We start from the raw sequence: 14113 nt of genomic DNA, 5'->3' as shown, positions 1-14113 counted from the left end.
CTAAGAATATGACATAGAGAGGAGTCCGGCATATGATCGATATTCATAGTCACATTCTTCCGGGAGTAGACGACGGAGCTCAGACCATGGAAGAAAGTATGGATATGGCTAAAGCAGCTGTAGAGGATGGTATTGATACCATCATTGCGACGCCGCACCATATGAATGGAACCTATAATAACTATAAAAACGATATCCTAATTCAAGTAGCTGAATTAAACCGGCAGTTAAGCGAACGAGGAATTGAATTAAAAGTTCTGCCTGGGCAGGAAACAAGAATCCATGGAGAGATGCTGGAAGGTATACAAAGTGAAGAGGTGCTATCACTTAATGTAGATACTAAATTTGTATTCGTAGAGTTTCCACCTGACAGTGTCCCACGTTACACAAGTAAGTTGCTATTTGATTTACAGGTTGAAGGATATCATCCGATCATCGTTCACCCGGAACGGAATAAACACATTATGGAGCATCCACATACACTTTACACACTAGTTAAAAATGGAGCGTTCGTTCAACTTACAGCTGGAAGTGTATGCGGTCATTTTGGAAAGAAGATAAAAAAATTCTCGAATCAATTGATAGGAGCAAATTTAGCTCACCTAATCGCTTCCGATGCTCACAATACGTCAAGTCGTGGTTTCTGTATGACTGAGGCCTATAGCGAAGTTAGGAAAGAATTCGGACTGGATATGGTCTATCTTCTTTCGGAGAATGCTGAAGAATTGTTGGAGAACGGGATCTTAGCCTCAGACCCGCCGCAGCACGTGAAAAAGAAAAAGACTTTTGGCCTATTCTAAAAGCTGAATAAACTAAAAATACTAACAACTTCTAGTCCATTTATATGACAGAGGTTGTTTTTTATTATTAATGAAAACGCATTATTAAAAAGCGATCGGGATCATATGACATAATCTATTAATATTGTGTAAAATATTGCCTTGTTCCCCTTCATACGGAAATCTAAACCTGCTATAATGATTAATGTTATGAACTTATATAAATTAAACGAAATTAGTAAATTCATACTACCTATAAAAATCTCGGTGTAGTTCTATAAGCTTTGAAGAATAATTTATTAGACTCACCCATTAATTAATATTGAAAGGAGAGGGTAATTGAAATGTTTGCTTCTTTAAGGAAAAGACTTATTTTATTAATACTTATTGATTCGATCATCGTTTCCTTTTCCATTTACATGTCTCATTTCTTTTTAAATCCCTATGTAGCAGCTTTTGATCGCATTATGTTAGTTTCAGCTATTGTCTTGTTACTAACGCACCATTTATTTTCAGGTGTTTTAGGGATGTACAGAAAGAAATGGCGCTATGCGAGTATGGAAGAGTTAATTGGTATTATAGTAGTTGTTAGTTTATCAATCTTGAGTGCAGCTGTTGTTCAATTTATGGCTTTTGGAATGGTTTACGAACGAGCTTTAGCTATTACATGGATGTTACATGTTTTACTCATCGGCGGGGTGAGATTTGCGTGGCGTTATTTTAAAACCTACGGGTTAACTTTTAATCCAAAAGGTAAAAAGGCGCGATTGGTGAAAAACAACCCTAATTTGAAACAGACCCTGATCGTAGGTGCTGGTTCAGCGGGACGTATGTTAGCCAGGCAAATGAAAGGCTCAAGTGACATTAACACGAATATAGTGGGATTCATCGATGATGATTTTACCATGCATCACTTAAGTATATCCGGTCTCCCGGTGTTAGGTAGTAGCAGACATCTAAAAGAAGTGGTTAATAAGCATAAAGTTAACCATATAGTTATAGCTATGCCTTCTATTGAGCAAGCAAGGATTAAAGAAATCATTAAAGAGGCGAAAAGTGTAGTATCCAATGTACAAACCCTCCCGATGATTGAAGATATCGCCCTAGGCAATGTATCGGTCAACCAGATCCGTGACGTACAAATTGAAGATTTATTAGGTCGTGAACCCGTTGAACTTGATATTAACTCCATCCAATCCGAAATAAAGGGAAGAACGGTTATGGTAACGGGGGCTGGAGGAAGCATCGGCTCAGAAATTTGTCGTCAGCTTGTGAAATTTGGACCGAAACAGATAATTTTGTTAGGTCATGGGGAAAACAGTATCTATACAATACATATGGAACTCAAACAACTAGACTTTGATACTGAACTTATAACTGTCATAGCTGATGTTCAAGACCGTGACCGTATATTTCAAGTGGTTCGAGACTACGCTCCCTCCTATATTTATCATGCCGCTGCGCACAAACATGTGCCTCTGATGGAAGCAAATCCGAAAGAAGCAGTTAAGAATAATGTTATTGGCACAAAAAATGTCGCCGAAGCTGCTCATCATGTAGGTGTAAAAGCGTTTGTGCTCGTTTCTACCGATAAAGCTGTCAATCCTCCGAATGTGATGGGGGCGACGAAGCGTATTGCCGAAATGGTCGTTCAGAACATCAGTAAGCAAAGTAATACGAAATTTGTTGCGGTACGCTTTGGAAACGTACTTGGCAGTCGTGGTAGTGTCATTCCATTATTTAAAAAACAAATTGCTTCTGGTGGCCCCGTTACCGTTACTCACCCTGATATGACTCGTTATTTTATGACTATCCCAGAAGCTTCACGATTAGTTCTTCAAGCAGGAGCGTTGGCTCGAGGTGGAGAGGTGTTTGTTCTTGATATGGGTGAACCTGTTAAGATTGTGGATCTTGCGAAGAATTTGATTCATCTCTCTGGGTTTACAGAAGAACAGATTCCTATTCAATTCAATGGTATTCGCCCAGGTGAGAAGATGTACGAAGAGTTGTTGAGTGATAAAGAAGTAAATAAGAAGCCGGTGTTCCCGAAGATCTTTATTGGGAAAACCGTTGAGTTTGATTTTCAAATAGTTCAATATTTAGTTGATCATTATTCCGAGAACGATGTGGATGATTTAAAAGAATATGTCATTGATTTAGCGAACAACCGCTTGCCGAATAAAGTACCGGTGATTGAACATGTGAATTAGAGAGAATACAAGGGGAGAACTTGCTTATGAAAAATGTGAAAAAGGCAATTACTGCGGCTGCGGGGCTAGGACACGCTTCCTACCAGCAATAAAAGCAATGACGAAAGAAATGTTACTGATTGTGGGTAAACCAACGGTTCAGTAGAAGAAGCTATTGAGTCAGGGATAGAAGATATTACTATTGTGATAGGTAAAAGTCAGCGTTTTATTGAAGATCATTTTGCCAAATACTTAGTATATGCAGCATGAAGTGCTCGTAAGTTTATTGGTAATGAACCGTTTGCATAGCTGCGAGCTGAAAATCCCTGTCTTCGTCAGTTATTGGATCAGTATGAAGATACACGTTCTTCTGTCTTTGGTGTTCAAAGTGTTGATGAAGGTTAAACACACCGCTATGGCATTATATTGACCCTAAGCTTCAAGATGGCAGGCGCTATCAGGTTAATACTTTTGCAGCGTAGGCAAAGCAAGGGTCAACTACTTCAAACTTAGCCATTTTGGGCGCTACATTATGAACTCGGAAGTCTTCATGTTTTTTGATAAGCAGGAAAAAGGGGTAGGTGGAGAAGTGAAGTTGACGGATGCGATTCAGATGTGAATAAGATTCAACGTGTGCTTGCCTATGATTTGGAGGTGAACGTTATGACGTTGGAGAAGCTTGGGCTGGTAAAATAGACGTTAGAATTTGCACTTGAAAGTGAATATTTAAAGGAAGAAATTTTGAAATATATGGGAGACCTTTTAAATGAAACTAAGGTTACTTTGAATTAAGCATACAATATAAAAGGGTTGCTCTTTAGGAGCACCCTTTTAAATATATAATTGATGTTCTAAATTACGGAGTTAATAAACTTTATAATAAAATATTTCTTCCTTAAATAATGGAATATTTTGAATTAAAGGAGAATGGATTGTTTTGTATTTAAAAGTTAAAAGACTTATTGATATTATTTTTTCTATAGTGTGCTTTGTGGTGTTATCTCCAGCTTTTATATTAATAGTAATTCTTATAAAAATTGAATCTAGGGGTCCCGTCTTTTTTAAACAAAAGAGAGTAGGTGTAAATAAGTCCTATTTTTCAATGTTAAAATTTAGAACAATGCGGACTGAAACACCTAAAGATACACCTACTCATTTGTTGGAAAATCCAAGTATGTATATTACTAAAACAGGGAGAATATTACGTAAAACTAGCCTTGATGAATTACCGCAAATATTGAATATTTTTAAAGGTAATATGAGTTTTATAGGTCCTAGACCAGCCCTTTGGAACCAAGATGATCTTATTTATGAAAGGGAAAAGTATGGAGCAAACTCTGTATATCCAGGGCTAACTGGTTGGGCACAAGTAAATGGAAGAGATGAACTGGCAATTGAGGTAAAGGCAAAATTAGATGGGGATTATGTTAATAACTTTGGTCTAGTCATGGACATAAAATGTTTTCTTTTGACAGTTATAAACGTATTAAATAGTAAAGGTGTAGTAGAAGGTGGTAAAAAACGTTGAATTATACCGCACTGAGGAGTCTGAATAATAATGAAAAGGATATTAATAACGGGCCGCAATAGTTATATAGGTACGAGATTGGAGAGGTGGTTAGCAGAATATCCAGAAGAATATTCTGTGGATTTTCTGAGTGTAAGAGATAATAGATGGCAAAGTGAGGATTTTAGCAGGTATGATGTTATTTATCATGTAGCAGGGATTGCTCACTTAAAAGAAGCAAAAAAGAATAAAGCTCTTTATTATAAAGTGAATAGGGATTTAGCTTATAATATTGCAAAAAAAGCTAAAGAAGAAAATGTTACACAATTTATATTTGTAAGTTCAATGAGTATTTATGGTGCTCATAAAGGCTTATTAAATAAAGGCTCAATTCCTAAGCCAAAAAGCCATTACGGGAAATCTAAATTTCAGGCTGAAGAATTACTTAAAAATCTAGATGATGAAGGATTTCGCGTAGCAATCATACGACCTCCAATGATATATGGAAAGAATTGCAAGGGCAATTATCAAAAATTAGCTAAGTTAGCAGTAAAGAGTCCAATATTCCCGAAAGTGAATAATAAACGTAGTATGATTTTTATAGACAACTACTCCGAATTTATAAAACAAATTATTGATGATGTTAGCAAAGGAATATTCCTTCCGCAAAATGAAAAATACATTAACGTTAGCGAGTTAGTATGTTTAATTTCAAAAATAAATGGAAAAAAAATTCGAACAACCACCCTATTTAACCCTTTGATTTTTCTTGTTAAGAGTAATGTAGTTAATAAGATTTTTGGAAATTTGATATATGAAAAAAAAGATTCAAACCATGAAAAAAATTATTGTTTATATAACTTGGAAGAATCTATTAGATTAACTGAGAGAGATGAGGACATTTTATGAAAAACAGCTATAATAGTCAACTTGTAAGTATAATTATGCCTGCCTATAATAGTGAAAAGTATATTAACGAGGCTATTACCTCAGTAGCAAAACAAACTTATCAAAATTGGGAGCTTCTTATTATTGATGATTGCTCGCATGATAAAACAATAAAAACTATTAAAAACTATAATGATAATAGAATTAAGTTAATTACTTTGAAAGACAATAGTGGTGTAGCCAATGCAAGGAACGTTGGTATAAGTACTGCAAAAGGACGTTACCTCGCATTTTTAGACAGTGATGACAAATGGGATTCTAACAAATTATCTAAGCAACTTGATTTCATGAAGCGTCACAAATACTCTTTTACATTTACCAGTTATGAATGGATTGATGAGTATGGTAATAGATTAAATAAAAAAATTAACGCGCCTAAGGAAGTTGATTACAAAAATCTTTTATATGGTAATCCAATAGGTTGCTTAACGGTATTAATAGATCGATTTCACATAAACGATATTAAGATGCCAAACATAAAACATGAAGACTACGCCACATGGTTGAACGTCCTAAAAATGGAGAAAATAAACGCTTATGGTATGCAAGAAAGCTTGGCCTATTATCGCAAGACGAGTTCTTCTTTAAGCTCAAACAAGCTAAAAACAATATTTTGGACATGGAATATATACAGAAGTAGCCAGTGTCTCAGTGTATCTAAGTCTATTAAATGTCTTTATATGTATATCTATAAAACAAGCAAAAAAAATTTGGGTTTGTAATTAATTAGAGTAACAAATATTATAAATTTTTTTGTTAATAATTAAAAGGAGTAGCCATACCTTATGTTTGACTTAAGTATAATTATACCCCATTACAATTCTCCACAATCATTAAAAAGATTGTTAAATAGTATTCCAAATGAACCAAATATTGAAGTAATAGTTGTAGATGATAACTCTAGTTATGAATCCCAATACAATAATCTTAAAAAGAAATATGAAAAATATGAGAATGTTTTATTTGTAGAGCGAAAAAATATCCTCCCTAAAGGGGCAGGAAAATGCAGAAATATAGGCTTAAGTAAAGCTAAAGGGAAATATGTTTTATTTGCTGATGCAGATGATTATTTTGTTAATGACTTTTTTAGCACTATTACTCCGTACTTTAAACAGAAGTATGATATTATTTTTTTTACTCCAGATAGTTTCGACGAAAATAAAAAATGTGCGAGTAATCGGCATACTCCTTACAAAAACCTAATTCGCCAATATCTCTCTAACCCCGATTTAATTAATGAACTTGAACTAAGGTACAAATTCCATGTTCCTTGGTCAAAGATGGTATCTAGAGAATTCTTATTAAAGAACAATATTGCCTTTGATGAAGTTAGTGCCTCAAATGATGTAATGTTCTCTACATATGTTGGATATTTTATGAGAAGCTTCAAAGTTTCTAAAGAAGTAATTTATGTAGCTACCAAAAATGAATCCAGTTTAACAACTAGAAAAGAAAATACACTTTTTGATATTAGAGTTAAGGTTTTCATCAGATATTATAAATTCTTAAAAGCAAATTTAGATCAAAAAGAATTTAAATTGTTTGGGCTAAGTGGTGCTAGAGTTCTATTCTCAGTTTTATATGAAAGAAGGGGTTTAAAACAATTTTTCTCGGTATTGTTAACTTTTTTAAAAAATAATATAAAGTTATTTAGATTTAGAGACTTAAAATATATAAATAGAATATTAAGATAACAGACTATTTAGTTGAGGGTGATGATATGAGAATTTGTGTTATAGGACCAACTTATAATAAAAAGTCCTTTGGTGGTGTAGCAACATTTAATGAAGGGTTAAAAGAGTCATTTAAATCTTTGGGCCATGAAACATTAGTAATTACTAATGATTATAGTTCTCATGATGAGACATTATATTTTGATAAATTCACGTTTTTGTTTAACCAAAAAAAAATCATTAATGTAATTGAAAGATTTAAACCTGATTTAATCATTACTTCTATGTGGTATGTAATTTTGAATAAGAATATAAAAAAAGCTCTCAATAAAAGTAAAGTTGTTCATTTCTTGCATGGTTTTCCTACTTTTAGGTATTCTCTCTTAAAAAGGACTTTATTAAATAAGCTATTTCAATCTAAGAGAAAGTATACAGATTATTATATAAGTAACAGTAATATTACTTCATTTGTAAATAACGAGATATTTGGGATAAAAAGTGATGGTGTAATCCATTTGGGATTGAATGAATCTTATGAAGATTTGGAGAAAAACTCAGATGGTAAAATTCGTTTTTTATTTGCTGGTAGGATAGATCAGACAAAAAATGTTGAAGTAGCATGTGAACTATTTAATACCATTAGTGATTACAAGGAAGAAATAGAATTTTTAATTATCGGTGATGGCCCTCTAAGGAAGGAAATAGAAAGAAAATATGCTAATTCAAATATAAAATTCTTAGGTAAAAAGAGTAGAAGTGAAACACTACATTATTTTAAAAAGTCTGATATATTTATCTCTTTGAATCCGCATGAACCTTTCGGTCTTGTATATCTAGAAGCTGTTATAAATAAATGTAAAATTATATGTCCTAATACAGGGGGGCAAACTGAGTACTTAAAGTTCAAAAATGATGTACTATTTATAGATATTAATAACCCTCAAAAGCACAAAATGGATATTATCAATTTAATTCAAAGGAATGCTTATAAGGATGTTAACTTGAAGGATTTTTTTGATTATTATAATTATCAAAGGGTTGCGAATGATTTATTGAGATTAACCTAATCGAGATTTGAAAAATAACTTTAATGGTGGTGTTTTATTTGAAAATATTAATTATTTCTAACCATTATCCGCATGGTGAGAATAATGAATATATTTTTGTTAAGCAATTAGTTGATAAATGGGTGTTACAAGGTCATGAATGTACAGTTATCTCTCCTGAAAGTTTAACAACCAGTATAAAAAATAAACGTAAGTTAAGGGGATATATTACAACTTATAAAGTAAGTAATGATAAAAGTTATAAGTTGTATTCTCCTAAGTTTATGACATTTTCAAATTTTGCTTTTATAAAGAAGTTAGCTAACAAACTTTTTAATAGGGCTGTGATGTCAACTGTAAAAAAAAATGAGATTGAATTTGACTTAATATATTCACATTTTCTTAGTCAGGCAGGAGCCGCAGCTTACGAATGTTCAGTTAGGTACCAAAAACCATTTTTTATAGCCTTTGGGGAAAGTGAATTTAAATTTCAAAAGGATTATAGTAGGAAGATGATACAAGAAATTTTTAATAGTTGCTCTGGATGTATAGCGGTATCAAATGAAATGAAAGAAAGGCTTTTAGATTTACCATATAAAATAACGGAAAATAAAATATCTGTTCATTCAAATGGATTTGATAAAGAGAAATTTCACAATATTAGTAAGAGTACGGTTAGAAATGAATTAAAAGTAAATGAGGAAGACTTTGTGGTCATTTTTGTAGGAAGTTTTATAGAAAGAAAGGGAATTAAGAGAGTAAGTTCTGCTTTAGAATCTATAAATAATCCTAAAATCAAAGCAGTTTTTATTGGTGATGGTCCTCAAAAGCCTAATTACAGATATACTATATTTAGTGGAAAAGTTAACCATGATAATATAGTTAAATGGTTAAATGCTAGTGATGTATTTGCTTTGCCTACCTTAAATGAGGGGAGTTGCAATGCTATCATTGAGGCAATGGCATGCGGTTTACCAATAATTTCTTCCGATAGACCTTTCAACGATGATATATTGGATCCTGCATTTGCAATACGCATAGATTCAATGGACATTGTAAGTATAAAGGAGGCTATTTTAAAATTATATAATGATAATCTCTTAAAAGATAATATGAGTAGAAGTGCATTAGAAGCTTCTACATCATTTAATTTAACCAAAAGAGCTACAAATATCCTTTCATTCTTAGAGAGAAAGGCTAGTGAATAATTCAGGTTGAGGTGCATTATGTCTTTATATTTAAGCAAAATAATCTACGTGTTTTTAATAATATATATGCTCTGGTTTCAAGTTATATTCTTTTCAATACCAAACTTTTTACTGGGCTCTGGAATTGGCTTGTTAGGACTTGTTTTGTTTCACGCCTACACTCAATCTACTAACCTTAAAGAAGTATTACCAATTGAAATAAGATTTTGGATTTTATTCACGTTGGTATCTTTGATGGTTGGAATGTTTGTAGCATTAGATAAGGTCCTAATGATAAATTCAATAATTACCTATCTCCAATTTTTAATACTGACTTTTGTAATTATATATGTATCGATTGTAGAGAAGAGTGTCGAATTCTTCGTTAACACATTTATCTTTTTAGTTATAATTTGTGCTATAACAACTTTGTTTTGGGGAGTAGATTACGGCGGTGGTAGGATAACCATGAGTCCAACGAATAACCCTAATACCCTTGGTTTAACTATGACCATAGGAGTAGGTTTTATTTTATATAAATTAAATATAAAGGAATTATTTTCTTCAATTTTATATTTGTCTTGTATATTAATGTTTATATATATCATCCTCTTTACTGGATCAAGAAAATCACTATTAGCAGTGGCTTTACTCTTAGTTTCTTGGTTATTAATGATTAGCATCTCTCAACTTAAGTTACTTACGATAGCAAATAAGGTTAAGTACACAACTCTAATAATAGTATTAATAATATTATTATCTAATGTGTTATATCCTTTATTACAAGATTCAGTATTATTAACCCGACTTATGGCCTTTTTTGAATCTGGAGACAGTACAAGGGAACAAATGTACAGGGAAGCATTTTCGATTTTTGCGAATAACCCCGTGTTTGGTGTAGGATTTGATCAATACAGAGTTATTTCTATATTTGGCACCTATTCACACTCTACTTATGCTGAAATTTTAGCTAACACGGGTTTGTTAGGTGCGGTATTATATTTTTCACCATACTTTGTTTTAATGAAAAACTATACCATCCAATGGTTTAATAAAAAAAATAATTTTATAACTAACCAAAGATATAGAGTGCTTTTCATTATGTATGGTGTTTTGTTGTTTTTAGGATTTGGGGTTATACATATTTATGATAAAACTTCTATTCTCTTTCTAGCTATTTTGATAGCTTTTTATCGAGTAGAAGTAAAAAAATCTAAAATAATTAAAAATGGTGGTATTTATGAATAAATTAAGAGTGCTAAAAAAAATAGTGAGTAATCCTTTTTCAATAGTTAGGATATTAGGAGAAAAAAATTTATTTAATTGGTTGCCTGATAGCCTTTACTTAAAGTTAATTTATAGAGCAGAAACTGGGAAGCAACTGAACATTAAAAATCCTAAAACTTATAATGAAAAACTTCAATGGCTTAAACTCAATGCCCGTAACTCTACGTATAGTAAGTTAGTAGACAAGTATGAAGTACGTAATTATATAAAAGACACTATAGGTGAAGAATATTTGATACCAATTTTAGGTGTTTATAATAACGTAGAGGAAATCGACTGGAAAAGACTCCCTGAAAAATTTGTACTTAAGTGTACACATGGCTCAAGCTCAAACATTATTTGTACAAATAAAAGCAATCTTGATATAGAGGGAAGCAAAAAGAAATTGAGAAAATGGATGAAGAAAAATTGGTACTGGTTTGGTAGAGAGTGGCCCTACAAAAATGTTAATCCACGGATTATTTGCGAAAAATACATGGTAGATGAGTCTGAGACAGAACTAAAAGATTATAAAATATTTTGTTTTAACGGCAAGCCAAAGTTAATCCAAGTGGATTTTAATAGACATATTCATCATAAAAGAAACTTATTTACCGTAGATTGGAAATTGGTTGACGCGAAAATAAAATATGATAATGACCTTTCTAAAGAAATTCCTAAACCAAACAGGTTAGAAGAAATGCTTACCCTTGCCAAGAAATTATCTCATAATTTCCCACATGTAAGAGTAGATTTTTATTCGATAAAAGATAAATTATATTTTGGTGAAATTACCTTTTATCATGGATCTGGTTTTGAACAGTTTGATCCTCCAAACTTGGAAAAGAAAATGGGAGATTGGATAAAATTAGATAATTATGATGAGCAAGTATTTTAATTGAGGTGTAGATAAATGGATATAATTATAGGTGGGGATTTAGTACCTACTAGTTCAAATATGAATCTGTTTGAAAAAGGTAATGTGACCGAATTATTAGGTGAGGATTTGCTATCAAAATGGGAATCTGTTCAACATAGGATATTTAACTTGGAAACACCGCTTGTTGACCATGAAACACCTATAAACAAGTGTGGGTCTAATTTAATTTCCAGTACAAAGGCAATCTCAGGGATAAAGAACTTAAAACCTTCATTAATTACATTAGCTAATAATCATATTTTAGATCAAGGAAATAATGGTTTAAAATCAACTGAAAATATACTGAGAAATAATGCTATCTCTCATATAGGAGCAGGGGATAACCTAGAAATAGCTAAAGCTCCTTATATATTTAATCAAGAAAATACTAAAGTGGGGGTTTATACATGTGCTGAGCACGAGTTTACGATCGCTACAAAAGCGGACCCTGGGGCAAATCCATTTGATCCATTAGAAAGTCTAGACCATATAGTAGAGCTTAAGAAAGAATGTGATTATGTCATAGTTTTATTTCATGGTGGTAAAGAACATTATCGATACCCTTCTCCTCTATTACAGAAAATTTGTCGAAAAATGGTGGAGAAAGGTGCCGATGTAGTAATTACTCAGCATAGCCATTGTATAGGGTGTTATGAAGATTACCTAGGTTCTAAAATCATCTATGGTCAAGGGAACTTTATTTTTGATAATTCTGAAAGCGATTTTTGGAAAACTAGTTTGTTAATTAAATTAAAGCTTAATAATTCGTTAAATATTGAATATGTTCCTTTTGTGAAAAAGAATAACTTGGTAAGACTAGCTAATAATAATGAGGCTGAGAAAATATTAAATAATTTTTATTACCGATCAGAGGAAATAAAAGAAATTGGCTTTATAGAAAAAAAGTATAAAAAATTTGCGAGTGAGAAAATAGAGGAATATTTAAGAACATTTGTAGGACATGGAAGGTTAAAAACGAAACTTGATCGAAGGCTAATGAAAAATTCTATTCTAAAAAGTCGTTACAGTAATGACAAGTTAAATCAAATACGTAATTATATAGAGTGTGAAGCGCATAGGGAGCTATTGTTAAAAGGTTTAGAAGGAGACACTTGGGGTGGAAGCTGAGAAATTGCAACGTAAGATATTTAGTGCAACAAAATGGTCAACAATAACTGAAGTACTTGCTAAATTAATTGTTCCACTAACAAATATTATACTGGCACGTATACTTACACCTGAAGCATTTGGTATTATTGCTACTATTACTATGATCACTAGCTTTGTAGAGATGTTTACTGATTCCGGATTTCAGAAATATCTTGTTCATAAAGAATTTAAGACGGAAGAAGAAAAAAAGAAGAGTGCTAATGTTAGTTTTTGGACAAATATGGGACTTTCTCTGTTAATCTGGGCTTTAATAGTAATATTTAGTGCGGAAATTGCCCGAGCTGTTGGAAACCCGGGGTTGGGGTTTGTGATAGCAATTGCTTGTGTGCAGTTACCTCTAACTTCTTTTTCAAGCACTCAATTAGCTTTATACAGAAGAGACTTTGATTTTAGAACACTATTCGGAATAAGAATATTCGCGATTCTAATTCCATTTGTAATTACTATACCATTAGCCCTTTTAGGTTATGGCTACTGGTCATTGGTTATAGGTACGATCAGTATGCATGTAAGTAATGCATTCTTACTTACATTTAAATCTAAATGGAAGCCAAAGTTTTCTTATGACATTAATACGCTAAAGGAAATGATGTCGTTTAGTCTATGGTCTCTGATAGAAGCTTTTTCAATATGGCTTACAGCCTGGGTAGATGCGTTTGTCATTGGTTACTATTTAAATGAATATTATTTAGGGATATATAAAACTTCTACAATTATGGTTAATTCATTGTTGGCTTTAATTACTGCTACCATTGCTCCTATACTTTTTTCAACGCTTTCCAGATTACAAAATAATGAAAATGAATTTAAATCCATGTTCTTTAAATTCCAAAAATACATAGCGATGTTAGTTCTACCTATAGGTGTGGGCGTATTTATATATAGAGATTTAGCTGCTGACTTACTTTTAGGGAGCCAATGGGAAGATGCAGGAGGCGTCATAGGTTTGTGGGCTCTAAGCAGCTCTATTATGATAGTATTTGGACACTTTTGTAGTGAGGTTTATAGGTCAAAAGGGATGCCTAAATTATCTTTTAATGCGCAAGTTCTTCACCTGATATTTTTAGTGCCGACATGTATAATATCTGCTAAATACGGATTTTGGCCACTGGTTTTTGCAAGGTCTCTGATAAGACTTCAATTTGTTGCGGTTCATTTAATGATAATGGAAATAATAATGAAAATATCAGTTTATAAGACTTTCAAAAATATTTTTCCTTCTCTAATAGCAGTAACTCTGATGGGTGGATTTGGTTTTTACCTAACAACTTTAAGTAACAATATATTTTGGAGTGTAATATCAATCATTTTATGTGTGTTTGTGTACTTTGGAGTATTATTACTATTTTCCAGCGTAAGAAAAGAATTAGTAAGTATAAGGTCTAATATTATTGAAAAGAAGTTTTAGTATTTTTCCTGTTAAGATTAA

12 protein-coding genes and 1 pseudogene are annotated in these 14113 nt (G+C 32.2%); all 13 read left to right on the top strand.

Going from position 1 to position 14113, the window contains the following annotated elements:
- Positions 1–32: 32 nt before the first annotated feature.
- The 13 genes and pseudogenes from ACTWP7_RS17505 to ACTWP7_RS17445 all read left to right on the top strand — a co-directional run bounded on the left by ACTWP7_RS17505 (position 33) and on the right by ACTWP7_RS17445 (position 14092).
- Complete coding sequence (locus tag ACTWP7_RS17505; RefSeq protein ID WP_443124316.1) at positions 33–800, top strand: tyrosine-protein phosphatase; 768 nt, start codon at positions 33–35, stop codon at positions 798–800.
- Between the two features lie 323 nt (positions 801–1123).
- Entirely contained in the window at positions 1124–2989 is a 1866-nt protein-coding gene (locus ACTWP7_RS17500; RefSeq protein ID WP_443124315.1) for a polysaccharide biosynthesis protein, read from the top strand.
- 26 nt (positions 2990–3015) lie between these two features.
- Positions 3016–3760 (top strand): annotated as a pseudogene (locus tag ACTWP7_RS17495) (UTP--glucose-1-phosphate uridylyltransferase).
- A 145-nt stretch (positions 3761–3905) separates the two neighbouring features.
- Entirely contained in the window at positions 3906–4496 is a 591-nt protein-coding gene (locus ACTWP7_RS17490) for a sugar transferase (protein ID WP_443124314.1), read from the top strand.
- Positions 4497–4526: 30 nt separating this feature from the next.
- Positions 4527–5384, top strand: coding sequence for an NAD-dependent epimerase/dehydratase family protein (locus tag ACTWP7_RS17485; RefSeq protein WP_443124313.1), 858 nt, complete (start codon positions 4527–4529; stop codon positions 5382–5384).
- Positions 5381–6145, top strand: a complete 765-nt coding sequence (locus ACTWP7_RS17480) for a glycosyltransferase family 2 protein (protein WP_443124312.1) — start codon at positions 5381–5383, stop codon at positions 6143–6145. The genes ACTWP7_RS17485 and ACTWP7_RS17480 overlap by 4 nt, the downstream gene beginning before the upstream one ends.
- 63 nt (positions 6146–6208) lie before the next feature.
- Entirely contained in the window at positions 6209–7117 is a 909-nt protein-coding gene (locus tag ACTWP7_RS17475) for a glycosyltransferase family 2 protein (RefSeq protein WP_443124311.1), read from the top strand.
- A gap of 26 nt (positions 7118–7143) precedes the next feature.
- The gene (locus ACTWP7_RS17470; protein ID WP_443124310.1) at positions 7144–8163 is read left to right on the top strand and encodes a glycosyltransferase family 4 protein; all 1020 of its coding nucleotides are present in this window, start codon (positions 7144–7146) and stop codon (positions 8161–8163) included.
- Positions 8164–8201: 38 nt separating this feature from the next.
- Positions 8202–9350, top strand: a complete 1149-nt coding sequence (locus ACTWP7_RS17465) for a glycosyltransferase (RefSeq protein WP_443124309.1) — start codon at positions 8202–8204, stop codon at positions 9348–9350.
- A 66-nt stretch (positions 9351–9416) separates the two neighbouring features.
- On the top strand, positions 9417–10577 hold the full coding sequence (locus ACTWP7_RS17460; protein ID WP_443124308.1) for an O-antigen ligase family protein: 1161 nt from the start codon (positions 9417–9419) through the stop codon (positions 10575–10577).
- Positions 10570–11493, top strand: a complete 924-nt coding sequence (locus ACTWP7_RS17455; protein ID WP_443124307.1) for an ATP-grasp fold amidoligase family protein — start codon at positions 10570–10572, stop codon at positions 11491–11493. The genes ACTWP7_RS17460 and ACTWP7_RS17455 overlap by 8 nt, the downstream gene beginning before the upstream one ends.
- A 15-nt stretch (positions 11494–11508) precedes the next feature.
- Positions 11509–12642 carry a CapA family protein gene (locus ACTWP7_RS17450; RefSeq protein WP_443124306.1) on the top strand — a complete coding sequence of 378 codons (1134 nt, stop codon included), beginning with the start codon at positions 11509–11511 and terminating at the stop codon, positions 12640–12642.
- Positions 12632–14092: a lipopolysaccharide biosynthesis protein gene (locus ACTWP7_RS17445; protein ID WP_443124305.1), complete on the top strand. Its 1461-nt coding sequence runs from the start codon at positions 12632–12634 to the stop codon at positions 14090–14092. Before ACTWP7_RS17450 ends, ACTWP7_RS17445 begins: the two co-directional genes overlap by 11 nt.
- Positions 14093–14113: the final 21 nt, after the last annotated feature.

It is taken from the genome of Halobacillus sp. B29, assembly GCF_052246755.1.
Classification (GTDB): domain Bacteria; phylum Bacillota; class Bacilli; order Bacillales; family Halobacillaceae; genus Halobacillus; species Halobacillus halophilus.
The sequence above is the reverse complement of the archived record's forward strand: the minus strand, read 5'-3'. Positions and strand labels throughout refer to the sequence as shown.

Coding starts and splice junctions, on each gene's coding strand:
- ACTWP7_RS17505 (WP_443124316.1), top strand. CDS start 33: ATGATCGATATTCATAGTCACATTCTTCCGGGAGTAGACGACGGAGCT.
- ACTWP7_RS17500 (WP_443124315.1), top strand. CDS start 1,124: ATGTTTGCTTCTTTAAGGAAAAGACTTATTTTATTAATACTTATTGAT.
- ACTWP7_RS17485 (WP_443124313.1), top strand. CDS start 4,527: ATGAAAAGGATATTAATAACGGGCCGCAATAGTTATATAGGTACGAGA.
- ACTWP7_RS17480 (WP_443124312.1), top strand. CDS start 5,381: ATGAAAAACAGCTATAATAGTCAACTTGTAAGTATAATTATGCCTGCC.
- ACTWP7_RS17475 (WP_443124311.1), top strand. CDS start 6,209: ATGTTTGACTTAAGTATAATTATACCCCATTACAATTCTCCACAATCA.
- ACTWP7_RS17470 (WP_443124310.1), top strand. CDS start 7,144: ATGAGAATTTGTGTTATAGGACCAACTTATAATAAAAAGTCCTTTGGT.
- ACTWP7_RS17460 (WP_443124308.1), top strand. CDS start 9,417: ATGCTCTGGTTTCAAGTTATATTCTTTTCAATACCAAACTTTTTACTG.
- ACTWP7_RS17455 (WP_443124307.1), top strand. CDS start 10,570: ATGAATAAATTAAGAGTGCTAAAAAAAATAGTGAGTAATCCTTTTTCA.
- ACTWP7_RS17450 (WP_443124306.1), top strand. CDS start 11,509: ATGGATATAATTATAGGTGGGGATTTAGTACCTACTAGTTCAAATATG.